13 protein-coding genes are annotated in these 15641 nt (G+C 49.2%); 4 read left to right on the top strand and 9 right to left on the bottom strand.

Annotated features, from left to right (window positions below; genetic code table 11):
- Positions 1-48: 48 nt before the first annotated feature.
- Positions 49-972 (top strand): FAD:protein FMN transferase, encoded by a 924-nt coding sequence (locus BLP80_RS01795; protein ID WP_090539572.1) that lies wholly within the window; start codon positions 49-51, stop codon positions 970-972.
- A 20-nt stretch (positions 973-992) separates the two neighbouring features.
- Here the strand turns inward: BLP80_RS01795 and ubiE are convergent, their stop codons facing one another.
- Positions 993-1727 (bottom strand): bifunctional demethylmenaquinone methyltransferase/2-methoxy-6-polyprenyl-1,4-benzoquinol methylase UbiE, encoded by a 735-nt coding sequence (gene ubiE, locus BLP80_RS01790; protein WP_090539570.1) that lies wholly within the window; start codon positions 1725-1727, stop codon positions 993-995.
- Positions 1728-1792: 65 nt separating this feature from the next.
- Entirely contained in the window at positions 1793-2170 is a 378-nt protein-coding gene (locus BLP80_RS01785; RefSeq protein ID WP_090539568.1) for a gamma-butyrobetaine hydroxylase family protein, read from the bottom strand.
- A gap of 125 nt (positions 2171-2295) precedes the next feature.
- Between BLP80_RS01785 and phoB the strand changes: the two genes are divergently transcribed.
- Together phoB and phoR are read left to right on the top strand one after the other, a co-directional pair.
- Positions 2296-3024 carry a phosphate regulon transcriptional regulator PhoB gene (phoB, locus tag BLP80_RS01780; RefSeq protein ID WP_090539566.1) on the top strand — a complete coding sequence of 243 codons (729 nt, stop codon included), beginning with the start codon at positions 2296-2298 and terminating at the stop codon, positions 3022-3024.
- A 262-nt stretch (positions 3025-3286) separates the two neighbouring features.
- Positions 3287-4672: a phosphate regulon sensor histidine kinase PhoR gene (gene phoR / locus BLP80_RS01775; protein WP_090539564.1), complete on the top strand. Its 1386-nt coding sequence runs from the start codon at positions 3287-3289 to the stop codon at positions 4670-4672.
- A gap of 10 nt (positions 4673-4682) precedes the next feature.
- Here the strand turns inward: phoR and BLP80_RS01770 are convergent, their stop codons facing one another.
- The 5 genes from BLP80_RS01770 to BLP80_RS01750 all read right to left on the bottom strand — a co-directional run bounded on the left by BLP80_RS01770 (position 4683) and on the right by BLP80_RS01750 (position 10984).
- Positions 4683-6659 (bottom strand): aminotransferase class I/II-fold pyridoxal phosphate-dependent enzyme, encoded by a 1977-nt coding sequence (locus BLP80_RS01770; RefSeq protein WP_090539562.1) that lies wholly within the window; start codon positions 6657-6659, stop codon positions 4683-4685.
- Between the two features lie 107 nt (positions 6660-6766).
- Complete coding sequence (locus BLP80_RS01765; RefSeq protein ID WP_090539560.1) at positions 6767-7966, bottom strand: ABC transporter permease; 1200 nt, start codon at positions 7964-7966, stop codon at positions 6767-6769.
- On the bottom strand, positions 7963-9165 hold the full coding sequence (locus BLP80_RS01760) for an ABC transporter permease (RefSeq protein ID WP_090539559.1): 1203 nt from the start codon (positions 9163-9165) through the stop codon (positions 7963-7965). The genes BLP80_RS01765 and BLP80_RS01760 overlap by 4 nt, the downstream gene beginning before the upstream one ends.
- On the bottom strand, positions 9162-9833 hold the full coding sequence (locus BLP80_RS01755) for an ABC transporter ATP-binding protein (protein WP_090539557.1): 672 nt from the start codon (positions 9831-9833) through the stop codon (positions 9162-9164). Before BLP80_RS01755 ends, BLP80_RS01760 begins: the two co-directional genes overlap by 4 nt.
- A complete protein-coding gene (locus BLP80_RS01750) occupies positions 9830-10984 on the bottom strand; it encodes an efflux RND transporter periplasmic adaptor subunit (protein WP_090539555.1) in 1155 nt (384 codons plus the stop codon). The genes BLP80_RS01755 and BLP80_RS01750 overlap by 4 nt, the downstream gene beginning before the upstream one ends.
- A gap of 214 nt (positions 10985-11198) precedes the next feature.
- Here BLP80_RS01750 and BLP80_RS01745 point away from each other — a divergent pair, with 214 nt between their 5' ends.
- Entirely contained in the window at positions 11199-12857 is a 1659-nt protein-coding gene (locus BLP80_RS01745; protein ID WP_090539553.1) for a MutS-related protein, read from the top strand.
- Positions 12858-13456: 599 nt separating this feature from the next.
- Here the strand turns inward: BLP80_RS01745 and BLP80_RS01740 are convergent.
- Positions 13457-14416, bottom strand: a complete 960-nt coding sequence (locus BLP80_RS01740) for a hypothetical protein (RefSeq protein ID WP_090539551.1) — start codon at positions 14414-14416, stop codon at positions 13457-13459.
- A gap of 43 nt (positions 14417-14459) precedes the next feature.
- Positions 14460-15218, bottom strand: coding sequence for a WecB/TagA/CpsF family glycosyltransferase (locus BLP80_RS01735; protein WP_090539549.1), 759 nt, complete (start codon positions 15216-15218; stop codon positions 14460-14462).
- Positions 15219-15641 lie beyond the last annotated feature (423 nt).

Raw genomic sequence — 15641 nt, 5'->3', positions numbered from 1 at the left:
AATAACAATTTAGGGGTCTTGTGAATGATTATTTAAGTATTCGCTGCAATGAAACTCTACCGCTTTCCCTTTAATGCAATGGGTACGGCCTGTGAGATACAGCTTTATGCTGCAACCGAGACTAAAGCAGGGCGTGCTGTGGATGCAGCAATTGCCGATGTTCAACGATTAGAGTCGTTTTATTCACGTTATCGTGAAAGCAGCTTTCTGTCAGAAATTAATCGTGTTGCAGCGAAAGGAGGGAGTATTATTGTCGATAACGAAACAGCCGGGTTACTGGATTATGCAGAAACCTGCTATCGTGAAAGCGATGAATTGTTTGACATTACTTCGGGTATTTTGCATCACGCTTGGAATTTCAAATCAGATCAATTACCGGATGAAGCGGTTATCCAAGGTTTGCTGGATAGAGTTGGCTGGCATAAGCTGCGTTGGGCATCACCTATTCTTAAATTTCCGCTTCCTGGCATGGAGCTTGATTTAGGCGGTGTCGTTAAAGAGTATGCGGTCGATCGTGCTGCCACGATATGTTGGAATAGGGGTATTCAACACGGGATGGTCAACTTGGGAGGGGATATCAAGATTATTGGACCGCATGCAGACGGCAGTCCTTGGCGAATCGGAATACGTCATCCGCGCTACCCTGATACCTTATTACAGACGCTGGAACTCTATTCTGGCGCACTTGCCAGCAGTGGAGATTATGAGCGCTGTATCACCATAAATAGCATTCGTTACGGTCATGTCTTGAATCCGAAAACAGGCTGGCCAGCCAGGCGAATGGCTGCAGTGAGTGTCGTAGGTGATTTCTGTGTTATTGCAGGTAGCGCCTCAACGATTGGGATGCTCAAGGAGCATCAGGGCAAGGATTGGCTTGAAGATCTCGGATTACCCCATCTATGGGTAGATGTCGATGGGCATATCGGAGGCTCGCTTACGGAAGAAGGCGAGAATGTCCTAGAGATTGGTTAAAGATGAGTTAAAACGCGCTTCTAGAACTTGTAGCCCCGATGGAGAGCAACCACTCCGGCAGTCAAATTAAAATACTCCACTCGTTCAAATCCAACTTGCTGCATAAGCTGTTTCAATTCTTCCTGTGCAGGGTGCATACGAATCGATTCGGCAAGATAGCGATAGCTTTTTTCATCCTTAGCGACTAATTGCCCCATGGTAGGGAGTATCTTGAAGGAATAAACATCATAAAAAGGTTGCAGTGGTTTCCATACTTTGGAAAATTCCAGCACGATAAGCGATCCACCCGGGCAGAGTACACGCAGCATTTCTTTGAGCGCAATATCTTTGTGGGTCATGTTTCTGAGACCAAATGCTACGCTGACATGCTCAAAATAATTGTCAGGGAATGGTAATTTTTCTGCATCACACTGAGCTACTGGGATAGTTACGCCTTCATTCAACATGCGATCCCGGCCGATTGTCAGCATGGAATTATTGATATCGGTTAGCCACACTTGGCCTGTTTCACCCACTTGTTTGACGAACAATGCTGTCAAATCGGCTGTTCCACCCGCAATATCGAGGACCCGATCTCCCGCTTTCGCGCCACTTGCGTCGATAGCAAATCGCTTCCAGAGCCGATGCAAGCCGAGCGACATCAGATCATTCATCAGATTGTAGCGTGCGGCCACCGAATCAAAAACATCTGCGACTTTATGTGCTTTCTCTGTTTCTGAAACAGTTTTGAAGCCAAAATGGGTAGTTTTTGTCATGTCAAATAATTGGGCGAGAATTGAAAAAATGATGGAGGCTCATGAAAGCAAATGTACTGGGTGAGTCAGGTCGTTTCATGGTTAATGCCAGCTTCTTTTAGCCGTTGCAAATAACGTTGCCACATTGCATCTTGGTTCAATCCATAATTATAAAGTAAATCCCACGAGTAAAGCCCAGTATTGTGACCATCAGAAAAATTCAACTGGATAGCGTAATGACCTATAGGTTCAATATGCGTAATCGATACCTCCTGCTTGCCTGTTTGCAGGATTTCATCCCCCGGGCCATGCCCCCTTACTTCTGCTGAGGGAGAGTAGACTCGAAGAAACTCGCAGGGTAGTTGAAAAGTCTTACCGTCATTGAAGGAGATTTCCAGTACCCTCGATTTTTTGTGGAGGGTTATTTCAGTTGGAATGGGAGTGTATTTATTAAGTCCTGCCATGGGTGTCTATTTAGAAAATTGAGATTGTCGATATATGACATCTATGATGTTTGTCATAAAAATGTAATGATATCTTTATATTATCTCAGAAATTTTTAGAAAATATTTTTTGAGTGGAGTCGCTAATGGCTGCAACAATACTGATCGTGGAAGATGAACCCGCAATCCAGGAACTGGTTTCATACAATTTACGCAATGCAGGATACGTTGTTTTATGCGCAGGCAGCGCAGAACAAGCGAAGGATATGGTTAATGACGTGTTGCCAGATCTGGTGCTACTGGACTGGATGCTGCCAAATGTGAGCGGCATCGAGTTTGCCCGGATGCTACGGCAGGGAGCGAGAACGAGGGCGATTCCCATTATCATGTTAACGGCGCGCGTGGAGGAGAGTGACAAAGTAACCGGATTGGAAATTGGTGCAGATGATTATATCACTAAGCCTTTCTCACCCCGCGAACTCATTGCGCGCATTAAGGCAGTGCTACGCCGGCGCTTACCAGAAGTATCAGATGAAGTGGTTGAGGTGGGCGGACTAAAATTAGATCCGGCAACGCATCGAGTAACCGTTAACGACGATGGAGAGAATCAATCAAAATCATCAGAAATTGTACTGGGACCGACCGAATTTCGTCTGCTGCACTTTTTGATGACGCATACCGAGCGTGTGCATACGCGAGGACAGTTGCTTGATCGCGTGTGGGGAGATCATGTCTTTGTTGAAGATCGAACAGTGGATGTTCATATACGAAGACTGCGCAGAGCGCTTGAAGATGTCGGGAAGGATGAACTGGTTCAAACAGTGAGGGGGACAGGTTATCGTTTTTCAACACGGTGCGAAGTAGGCGTTGAATAAAAGAGTACAGCTGAATCATTTCTAGGACCGGCTGGAAAGTGAACTCATATGTGCCTCCAGTCGATTCGCTGTTTTTAATGGATTGATTGTAATTTTTATCCAGGGATGCGCCTAATACTGGAATATTTTTTCTGTACCTGCCCGGTTTTTCAAGCATAATACCCGACAAGTGAGTCTTTCCCAAGCTTGCTGCCTGGAAAGATGTGAATTTCTAAAGCAACCAGAATAATTTTTTATCCCTTCCCGAGACCGAGATATTGACGTGTTTGATCTCTGGCAACGTTTGACTGGTATTTTCTTGCTGATCGTGGTTACAGCCGTGCTATGGGTTGCGGTAGGTGCTGTAACGGCACTGCTTTTATTCAGCTTTATCCTGCTGGGAATAACGATACACCATATCTATTGCCTGGCTTCTCTTGATCGATGGTTTCAGCGCTTTGATCATACTTCTATTGACTCATCCACGATATCCACTATACCCAGCAGTTTTGGTCCATGGGGAGACGTATTCATTCGGCTCACACGTTTTATCCGGCGCTATTATCGAAGCCGGCAGACCCTGAGCAAGGCGCTGGGACGTTTGCAGCGCGCAACGTCAGCAATGCCGGAAGGGATTATTATTTTGGATGAAGCGGATCGCATTGAATGGTGTAACCCCTCTGCTGAACAACACTTGGGCTTGGATTTGAAGCTCGATATTGGCCAGCATGTTACCCATTTGGTCCGGCAGGTGCAGTTTGTAACGTATTTGGCTGCTGGAGATTACAGTAAACCCCTGGTGATCAAACAATCCCGATATGAAGAAATGATACTCTCACTCCAGTTGGTACCTTATGGAGACAAGGAGAAGCTGCTAATCAGCCGGGACATTACCCGCTTTGAAAAAATGGAAATCATGCGCCGGGATTTCATCGCCAATGTTTCACATGAGTTGCGCACACCTTTGACCATCATAGGCGGCTTTCTGGAAACACTGTTAGATGAAGAAATTAAAGACAGCGAGATGGAAAAGCGTGCATTAACTTTAATGGCTGATCAGGCAAAACGGATGCAACGGCTGGTTGAGGATTTACTGACACTGTCGCGGCTTGAGAACGCCCAGAATATCTTGCATGAGGAAGACATCGATATTGCCGAATTGCTGCATAGCTTGTTTCAAGAAGCGCAATCGCTCAGTGCAGGGCGCCATCATATTACTTTGAATATTTTAAGTGATGCTCATTTGCTAGGCAGTGTAGATGAATTACGCAGTGCTTTGGGTAATCTTGTCAGTAATGCCGTGCGTTATACGCCCGAAGGCGGGGAGATCTCATTGAACTGGATAGAAGAACAGGATCAAGGCTTGTTTTATGTCCAGGATAGTGGCATCGGCATTGGACCAGAGCATATCTTGCGTCTGACGGAGCGGTTTTACCGAGTTGATCGTAGTCGCTCCCGTGAAACCGGTGGAACCGGTTTAGGGCTGGCGATCGTCAAGCATGTTTCAGGTCGTCATCAGGCGCGCATGGAAATTGTCAGTGAAATAGAAAAAGGAAGTATTTTCAAAATCTGGTTCCCGGCAAAACGCTTGGTAAGAAATAAGGCAGGCAGCACTGCTCATGATATAAGCTCCATACCCTCCAATAAAACCATTCCACCCATACCGTAACCAGCCTGCCTTAAGGCAGTTTTCTCAGATTTCTTTCCTCAGCAGCAGTCAGTAGCCTCAGGCAGGGCAGATAACCATCATAGACGATGCCATGAACTTCCACGCGTTTTTGCGAGCGCAGCATGCTGACCAGATAGTGTATGACGCTATTGGTAATGGTTTGCCCTGGTACCAGCACCGGTATACCAGGCGGGTAGGGCGTGATCTGATCGGTGCATACTCTTCCCTCGAGATTTTTATTGACCTTGTCTTCTTCATCCAGTAATGGTGCTAATTCACCACCGCAGTAGAATGCATCGCGTGGCAAGTATCTTAACTCAGTGAAATGAGGAATCTCCGGTGTCTGGTAAAGCCGTCGTGGCGCGCGGCCTTCACGCGCAATGCGCATCAGCGCATCATAAAGACGCGATACCTTACTGCGGGTCGTGCCGATGGTCAGCAGGAGGGTAAGCGTGTTGAAAGTAGATTTCTCCACTTGAATATTGTAGTGCTCGAACAATTCGCGAATCAGTTCTTCTACCGTAAAACCGCAGCGTGAAATATCCACCGTCACCTTAGTGGGATCGAGTTGGATACCGTCATGCTTGACTTCATCGGGTAGCAGTTCGGGCAACTCCAGCACCTGAAATACCCCCGTGGAATTGATATGCGAACGGAGTTCTCTTGCGAGCTCCAATGTGCGCGAGAGCAATTTATATCCTTCCAGCGTGACCTGCTTGCGCGCGACATCCAGGCTCGCAATCATGCTGTATTGCGGACTGGTGGAAGTATGCATGTTGAAATTCTCACGAAACAGGTGCTCGTTGAAATCAGGATCATTGACATGAATCATGCTGGATTGGGAGAAAGCAGACAGCACTTTGTGAGTACTTTGCGTCGCATAGTCCGCACCTGCTTCCAAGGCAGTGGGACGGAAAGCCGGGTGGAAGCGGGCAAAGCCATACCAGGCTTCATCGATAATGACCTTGATTCCTCTCGCATGCGCAGCTTCGATGATCGGAGGAAGATCGTAGCGTAGGCCATCGTAAGTGCAACTGGTCAATATCAAGGCTTCTGCATCGGCATGCTGCTCGATTGCGCTGAATAAGGTTTGTTTGGGAACAGGCCCATAGATACTGAACTTTTTGTTGACGGAGGAATCGAGATAAACCGGGTGGGCGCCCGAAAGGACTACGCCGTGATGCACCGACTTGTGGCAGTTTCGATCCAACAGTAATTTTTCTCCTGGGGCGAGCAAAGTCTGGAAAATTACCTTATTGGCGGTAGAAGTGCCATTGGTAGCAAAAAAGGTGCGGCGTGCGCCAAACGCTTTGGCTGCAATTTTTTGTGCTTCGGCGATCACTCCGGTAGGTTCCATCAGCGAATCGAGCATGGGGACAGACACGGACAGATCGGCACGAAAAATATGCTCACCGATAAATTCGTAGAAATCGCTTACCCAGGGGCTGTCGCGCAGTGAATCACCGGAAGAGTGCCCCGGTGTATGCCAGGCATCTTTGGCCATCAAAACATAATGCTTGAGTTGGTCATAGAAAGGTGTACGCGCTTTATCCTGGAGCTGTGCATTAAGGATGCGGTACATGCCGCGGTAGTCACGCTCTTCACGGTAAAAATAGCCGTCCACCGTTTCGGAAAAGAGCGCATCAACGACTTCATCCTCCTGTTCTTGAGCGATCAATACATAAATATTCAGCTCAGGGCGGAAGCGAGAAACTTTCTGTACGAGCTCCAATGCGGTCATTTGCAGATTGCGCGAACCTTTCCGTTCGCTTTGCAGGGTATACAACTTATCGTCGACCACCAAAGCCTGGATGTCACCCTCTTCCTCAATGGCCTTCAGTGCTTCATGTGCAGTCGTGACGCCTGTAAAGCTGATACCCAGCGGATTTTCCATCGACTTGGCCGCGACGTTTAATCCTTTGACGAATGCCTTCAGAATCAGCTTCTCATCATTGATGAGGAGAATGCGGCTAACGGGTTTTTTCATGAAATGTGAGCAATCAAAATAAGTATAAGAACGGGAAATGACAGCTTACAACTCTCACCCCTATGAATTCAATTGAAAATTGGTGCGGGGGTTTTTCGAATTGAGAGTTACTCTGCCCTCAACGCATCGATCGGATTGAGCCGTGCGGCGTGCATGGCGGGGATAACGCCTGCCGCCAGGCCGATCAACACGGATACTGCCAAGGCGCCCGTGACAAAATTCCACGGAATACTGACGGGTAAACCGCTCACCACGATTTTGAGCAGCGAAGCAAGCGCGGTGCCAATCGCCAGCCCGGCTAATCCGCCGAGTGTTGACAGTACGGTAGACTCCATCAAAAACAGCAGGCGGATACGGCCACGGGTAGCGCCTAGTGCATTGAGCAAGCCAATCTCTGCCACGCGCTCAGCGACGGAGATATGCATGAGCGTCACCATACCCACAGCACCGACCAATAGCGAAATCCCGCCCAAAGCAGCGACGGCAAAGGTGAGTATGTTCAATACGGTAGACAGGGTACTGAGCATCTGCTGCTGAGGGGTAAGCGTAAAATCCTCGCGTCCATGCCGTTCAATCAGAATGCGCCGCACGTCTTCCACGACGGCATTCAAGGACGTTTCCGGCGGATAGACGATCTGGATTTCCATGAGGCCTTCGCGGTTAAATACTTCCAGCGCCCGCGTAGTGGGAATGAATACGGTATCATCCAGATCAAATCCGAGAATTTGTCCCTTGGGCGCCATGACTCCGATGATACGGAAACGTGAGCCGCCGACCTGCAAGATGGCGCCGAGCGGATTGGCATTGCCGAATAGCTCGCTATGCGCTTTTGCACCGAGTACAGCAAATGCGCGTGGATTGCGTGGATCATCCGCAGGCAGGAATTGCCCAGTCGCCACGCTCATATTGAAGGCTTTGTCAAAATCATGACCTTGCCCGTAAACGGTAACACGCCGACTGCGGCCTTCCGCACGGATTTCAGCATTACCCATGACACTGGGGTTGACGTATTGAGCATAGCGCGAGTGCTTAACGGCCAGTGCATCTTCAATCGTCAGTATGCGCGCACTGCTGATGGAGCCAACCGATCTACCATGTGCTTTGGTTTTCCCTGGGGTAACGTTCAGGATATTGGTGCCAAACTGGGTAAATTCAGCCAGCACGAAACGCTGAATCCCTTCGCCAATCGAAGTCAGCAGGATGACGGCCGCAATGCCAATAGCAATTCCCGATGCTGACAATAGTGTGCGGAGCCGATGGGCTGTCAGAGCATGGAGCGCAAACTGAAACGTGTCGAGTATTTTCATTTGCCACTCAATGCTTTGACGGGATCCAAGCGTGCAGCGCGGGCGGCAGGCAGCAGACCGGCAATAATACCGGTTGTCAGCGCAACCATGATGCCGGCTAGACTGGCCCAGACAGGCGGCCAGGCAGGTAGCTGCGGATAAGCAAGGCGAATCAGCAGGCTACCCAGATATCCCAGAATAAGACCGAAGATGGCGCCCGTAAGAGATAACCAGGCGGCTTCAGCGAGAAATAAACGGCGAATATCGCTTGCAGGTGCACCGAGTGCTTTGAGTAAGCCGATTTCGCTTGTGCGCTGACTGACTGCTACCAGCATGACATTCATGACCAGAATACCGGCTACCGCCAGACTGATCGCAGCAATGCCAGCCACGCCGAGCGTGAGCGCCCGCAGAATGCGGTCGAAAGTGGCGAGTACAGCATCCTGGGTAATGATGGTAACATCCTCTTCGCCATCGTGACGTTGAATCAGTGCCTGACGAACGGCTTCTTTAACAGAGAGAATATCACTGCGATTCCTGACTTCGATCAGGATGCGAAAAAGCGATGTGGTATCGAAGAGCGCTTGGGCATGATTAATCGGAATAATGACGATCTCATCTGAATTGTATCCCATCGTTTCTCCCTGACTGGCCAGGATGCCTGATACGATGAATCGCCGGTCGGCTAGCCTGATACGCTGACCTACTGCGTTGCCATCGGGAAAAAATTCCTCAGCCAGTTTTGCTCCCAATACGATTTGTGCGCTGTGTTGCGAGCCATGTGCCAGAAAGCTGCCTTGCGCAAGCTCCATGTGCCGGATGGGCAAAATATTTGCGGTGCCGCCCAGTACAGTGACTTCCCGCAAGCGGCTGGCGCCAGCGAGTTCAGCAGATCCCACATTGAGCGGAGCATAGCGCCGCACCTGAGGAAGCTGGCCAATCCAGCGGGCATCTTCTAATGTCAGATCACGTGGAGTCTGCCCCATGGCTGCACCGGGGAAGCTGCCAGCGGTTTCAGCACGACCAGGTAAAACGATGATCAGATTGGTACCGATTGATGAGAATTGATGAATCACATAACGGCGCGCGCCATCACCCAGCGCAGTCAGGACGACGACTGCAGTCACACCCAGCGCCATCGCCAGAATGATGAGAAATGAGCGGATAGGGTAGCTCGTGACCGTCTTGAATGAAAACTGCAGGGTATCCCGTAGCTTCATTGTTCATCTGCCACGATATGACCATCGCGCATGGCAATGCGGCGGTGTGCCCGTAATCCCAGTTCGCGATCATGTGTCACCACAATGAGGGTAGTGCCGGTATGATGCAGATCTTCCAGTAGCGCCATTACCTCCGAGCCAATTCGATGATCGAGATTGCCTGTTGGTTCATCCGCCAGCAAGGCGGTTGGGCGCAGAATGGTCGCGCGTGCAATCGCGACCCGCTGGCGCTGGCCACCGGATAATTCAGCCGGGCGATGTCGAGCGCGTTCGCTCAGATTAAAGGCAGCTAATGCCTGTTCTACGCGCGTTTTGCGCTCAGCCGGTGGAATACCGGTTAGGATCAGCGGCAGCTCGATATTTTCTGCAGCGGTGAGGCGAGGGACAAGATGAAACGATTGAAAAACAAAACCAATTTTTTCTCTGCGCACACGCGCCTGCTCGGTTTCGGTTAAATCAGTGACGTCTTTGCCATCGAGCTGGTAGCGTCCGCTATCTGGCCTATCCAGCAGGCCGATGACGTTGAGCAGGGTGGATTTCCCTGAACCAGAAGGTCCCATGATCGATACATATTCACCCGAGACAATTTCCAGATCAATGTGATCGAGCGCACGAATCTCCTGATCTCCCATATGAAAGGCGCGGGTAATGGCTGAAAGCTGGATCATGGCTGAGCTGTTTTGGGTTTGACGATCACGCCGGCCACAGTACTTTCGTCGTCAAAGGAGGTCACTACCTGATCGCCTTCCGCCAAGCCACTGATAATTTCCGTGAATGCCCAATTGGCCAGCCCTATTTTCAGCGTACGTTCTTCCAGGCGATCATGCTGACCCAATATCAGCACTTTGCCCTGTTGCCGGATAGCGGAGGTTGGGATACGCAGAACCTGTTCATGCCGATCAGTGATCACTTCGACATCCGCGCTGTAACCTACTAATAAAGCATAGTTTGAGCCTTCGGTAAAATTGACTTCAACATCCACGGTGCGTGCCTGCTTTTCGATTTCTGTGACATATGGCGCAATACGGCGCACCGTTCCAGCAAAGGATTGGCCAGGCAGTGCGTCCAACGTAATGCGTGCTTCCTGTCCGATTTTTATTTTAGGCGCATCCACTTCATCCATCGGCGCACTGACATACAAACAAGAATCATCAATCAGGTCGATCGCGGGAGGTGTAGGAATGCCTGGCGGGGAGGGCATGGTGTATTCACCCAGCTCGCCCGTAACCTGGGCAATGATGCCAGCAAAGGGCGCATACAGTATGGTGCGATCCAGATTGGCCTGAGTGACTTCGATTTGTGCTTGCGCGCGCTTGACATCGGCTGCTGTAGCTGCACAGCCTGCTTGGCGAGCTTGCGCATTGGCATCGGCATCTTCGGCCCGCTGTGGGCTGACAAACCCTTGGGAAACGAGCTGCTGGGTACGGATTGATTCGCGTTGGGCATTTTGAGCCATGATGCAGGCTTCGCGTTGGCGGCTTTTGGCGGTAGCTAATTGTTGTTTGGCCAGTTCATATTGTGCCACCAGATCGGCATTCCATAGTTCCAGCAGTATCGCCCCTTCCTCGACGCGATCGCCATCATCTACGGGCAGTTTAATAATTTGTCCTCCCACAGCAGGAGCCAGTTTGGCTCTCCGGCAGGCTTTGATCGTACCCGCACGCGTATTGACGACAGTGGCTTCCACTGTGCCGCGTGTAATCGCGGCAAGTTCCACTTCCATAGGGGATTTGCGTGTTAGCTGCCAGCCGGCATAACCCAGCAGCGCAACGATGAATAGAAAAAGGAGCAAACGGGACAATATTTTTGTTTTTTGCATGATAAAAATGCCTGAACCATTTTTTCTGCTGGCTCAATAGGCAACTGTACTCAGAATGTGATTATCAATTTTTATTGGGGAAAGAAATGATCGATTACGCGGGAATCGTTTACCCGATTATGCCACGCATTGAAATAAAATCAGATAAAGTTATGTGCATACTAATTAGCGTAAGAGCTATTTGAATCATTTTGTCAAAACAGGGGAAACAATCATGAGTGATGCAACAGAATCCAATTCCATTCCTATCTGGCGTGGATCATTTATTTTATCGAGTGGTAAGCAGCCTGCGGGTGTACGGGATACGCGGCCAACCGACGCTGATTATGGTGTGCTGGATCCCAAGACATTCCATGCGATTGAAGCGGATGCTTTATTTGACGAAATCAATCAGGCAGAAACCCAGATAGGGCAATCTGTCCTTTATCGTTCATTGGCCAGGCCTACTCATGACGCACAGCTGTTGCAAAAAAAACAGGAAGCCTTACGTGAGTTGGCAGCCAATCCCCAACTGTTCGCAGCGCTTGATGGCTTTGTTAAGAAAATGGCGCCTGGGGAAGAATTACTCTACTACCTTCTTTATGGAGAATTTGCGGGTGGGCTCACCACGGATAATCCAAAAAATAAAACGGGAAAGCTTGAGTTTGGGGGATATGGTTATCATCAGTTCATTGATGGAACTGAATTTGCAATCGATTTGGTCGAAGAAGCGGATTCACTGCCGCCTGTCCAAAGCACTTATTTGCAGGAACTGATTCAGGCCATTCGTGATTTTGGGGGGTCACGAACCTACGCTTTGATGCAGGGCCCAATTTACGTCATCGATGGCAAGTTTAAAACCAGCGAAGAGAAGCCGCGCTACCTGCCTATTCCCCGCTTCCGCCCATCCATGTTCAAATGGCTGCCATCACTGATATTTCTGTCCATCGTAACAGGTCTGCTTTTTTTCTTTCAGAATATGCTGGTTGAGTTAGGTGCCAGCTATATTGGTTACGGTATCCTGATCCTGACCGTGCCGATTATTCCCATCATTATGCAAGCCGTCAGTTCTTCCGACCGGGATTCGGTGATTTATCCGCTGCAGAAGCTTTTCCGTCAAAGCCCCGATCTGGCCAAGGCATTGGAAGCACTTGGCATGATCGATGAATTACTGTCTTTGCGTCGCTATGCTCAATCTGTTCGCGAAGAAATGGCATTACCTGAAATCATCACAGCCGGGCAGCACACGCTCACCGTTACGAATGCAAAAAATCCATTGCTTGCCAAAACACAACCAGACTATGTGCCCAATGATATCAGACTGGATGCAGCCAATCGGTTACTGATTATCACCGGACCAAATAGTGGTGGAAAAACAGCGTATTGCAAAACGGTCGCGCAGATTCAGTTGCTAGGACAGGCAGGAGGCTATATTCCAGCCTCAGCGGCGCGGCTGGTGCCAGCCGAGCATATTTTTTATCAGGTGCCGGAACCAGGACGTCTGGACGAAGGAATGGGGCGCTTTGCTCACGAACTGAAACAAACCCGCGAGATTTTTTTCAATTCGACCGCACTCAGTCTGGTCGTACTCGACGAGCTTGCGGAAGGGACGACTTTTGAAGAAAAAATGACACTTTCCGAGTATGTGCTCAAAGGTTTTCATAAGCTTGGCGCAACAACGATTTTGGTTACGCATAATCACGAATTGTGCGAGCGCTTACAGAGCGAAGGCATCGGCAGCTATTTGCAAGCCGAGTTTCTGCCAGAAGGCCCCACTCACCGGTTGATCTCAGGAATATCCCGAGTCAGCCATGCCGATCGCGTGGCGAGTGCCATCGGTTTCAGCAAGGAGGATGTAGAAAAGCACCTGGCGACATTGCCAGGAAAATCCTAGAAAAGATCTCTCTCTGGTTAAACGCCGTCCGGCAGGAGCACCGGCATGCTCATGCGGATTCGTGGTTCGGCGGGCTTGCCGGAAACAGCAATGGATTTACTGGAACGATCTGCCATCAGTGAGAAATCAGGCATTTGAGTTCTCGCTTTTGTAGCTGTATTCTCAAGTTTAGACAATCCGCCATATGTCAAAAATTATTGCCTTTTCTATTAGGAATTGGAATTACTTCAAAATTCGGCATCAATACCTTCTCCCGCTGGGAGAAGGCTGAGTGAGAGATTACGAGAACCGAATTTTGAAGTATGATCAATATAGCTACCTGAAATTGCCATGCATGTGACATTGTTGAGTTTTTATAAGATTTTTTATAAAAAACCGGGTCTTTTAGGCATGGCGCGCTGCGCAGACATAAAAGATAGTCTCTTCAGTCAGGTTAGCCCGAATATTTCATAAATTCGCGTGATGATCACGCAGGATTTTGATTAATAGGGAAGTTTTGAGAAAGAGTGGTGTAGTGATTCATACACCCGACTGAGCAAAATCTTTCTTATTAATCAAAAGACAAGTGAGGGCACGTGCCAATTTATGAAATATTCGGGTTAACCAAACGTTTGCTCAAAATCAGCGATCAGACCGATTATAGCTGTTTCTGGAAATCGATTGATCCCAGCCGCCGCTTCGCGCCCGCCTCCCTCTGGATAACGGCGACAAAAGGCTGAAGCGCCATATGGGCGTATTCTGGCAGCGCGCACGCTGGCCGAAAACATCCCTTCTCCATCCGGGCAAAGAATCAAATGAGTGCGTTCAGGGTACATTTGCGATAGCTCGTTGGCCCAGAGGCCTATCACGCGACGCGCCCAGGCTGTGTCCGGCAGCCGATAAACTGCAATGGCAGGCGAGACCTGTTCGGGCATCAGCGTTTTGACGTGCTCCATATCATTTGCATAACCTGCTGCCAGCACAGCCAGCTCGGGTGAGCGCTCATAGGCCTGACGCGGATCAACGAAATGCCGCATCGCCTGAAAAAGTGAAGCAGGATGGAAATGCAGATCCTCGATACGCGTACCATAACCATTGTAGTTGAGCAACTCACCCAGTTGACGCAAGCGCCGGGTATCGGCTGCATTCAGGTTAAGTTCAGCGCAGCGCTTTTCAGCGACCTGCACCAGGTTATCACCGAAAGCAGCGACTATGGCCCATAGCGAGTAACGTTCCTTCAGATAGCGATCAACCAGCAAGCTGGTGCAAACTTCTGGGGACTCGTCAATGATCGTTTGCAATCTGTGATGAACAGGAATTTCGCCGGCAAAATGATGATCAAAATAACGAATGTTTGCACCAGTCGCAAGCAATCGTTGAAGATCGGCGCGGTTACGATCAAGCGAGATATCCAGAACCGTGATTTGATCGCCCTGCGTGGCATCAACTTGCTGTAGCAGGGCGATTTCACGTTTGACGCCGGTAATTAATTGAGCATCCACCGGATCAGCCAGCCGAAGCTGAATCAGCGCACAGATGCCGTCAGCGTCGCCGTTGAATACATCGATGTACCCTGTCATATACCGGTTAATAGTGAGTCTGGGAGACTGGGCAGTAAATCAATTAGTGTGAGCCTGCCATTAATGATCTCAGACGATCAATGCCTATTTCCCTAACGTATCGAAGAAGCTTGATTTGTCTGCTGGCCCGCGTTGGCTGCTGCAACAACCGGTAAAACCACTCAAGATTGAGGCGTTGCATGAGTAGTGGTGCGCGCTTTACGGTGCCTACTATTGTATCGAGCGTACCTCCAATACCTTGACATATTCTGACTGTTTCTAGCTGGTCGAGATACTTTGCCATCCACTCTTCCTGTCGTGGACTACCCATTGCGACAAAGAGTATCTCTGCTTTTGATTCATTGATTTGCGCTACCAGTGCTCCCATGCCTTCTTCTTTAACGTAGCCATTGGCGCGGCCAACGATCTGGATAGCAGGATGACGTTCACGCAGGCGCTCTACTGCACCTCGGTTTACTTCTTCCTTCGCGCCGTAGATGAAAATCCTATAGCCCTTTTTCTCAGCTTGTGCACAGATTTGCTGCATCAGATCAGCACCGGCTACACGCTCGGCTTTGTGCCCATTCATGCGCATGGCAAACACAATTCCTATGCCATCCGGGATCAGAATCGCCGCTTTGCTAAAGAAATCCTTCAAGAATCTGTTCTGCCTCAAGGCATAAATCTTTTCAGGATTGACCGCCAGGATGGTATCTGCCTTATTGCCGGTTAGAATATGGTGATCAACATATTTAAGTGCGCCAGTCATATTGATGCAATCAACCTGTGTGTCAAGTACTTGAGTTCGTTTAGGTGTAATCATGGTAATTCCGGTTAATTGTTGAAGTTGAGTTCGAAACTATGAAAGTAAGAAATATCATTACGGAGCCGGCATTGACTATCGACCCATTTCCTTTATAAGTACTAACGGAATAAAGCCTCCAATGCTGTAATCTTTCCAATAATGCGATGGCTGCGTGATAACAATACCAACATAAGTGCTAACGGAATAAAGCCTCCAATACTGTAGAAATCATGCTCCACAAACGCTAGTGCTTAATTGCATTATTTAGCGATAAGGTGCATGCTATCTTCCAGGGAGGAAGCATATGCACCTATTAAATTGCGATGAACGGACACGGAAAACATTGGAGCGGCGGGCGAATAGCCAAACGGAGCCCTACAAAGCGGTGTTTCGGGCACGAATTATTTTGGGATATTTGGATGAGCAAGGCGTCATGGCTGT

It is taken from the genome of Nitrosomonas sp. Nm132, assembly GCF_900100485.1.
Lineage (GTDB): Bacteria > Pseudomonadota > Gammaproteobacteria > Burkholderiales > Nitrosomonadaceae > Nitrosomonas.
The sequence above is the reverse complement of the archived record's forward strand: the minus strand, read 5'-3'. Positions and strand labels throughout refer to the sequence as shown.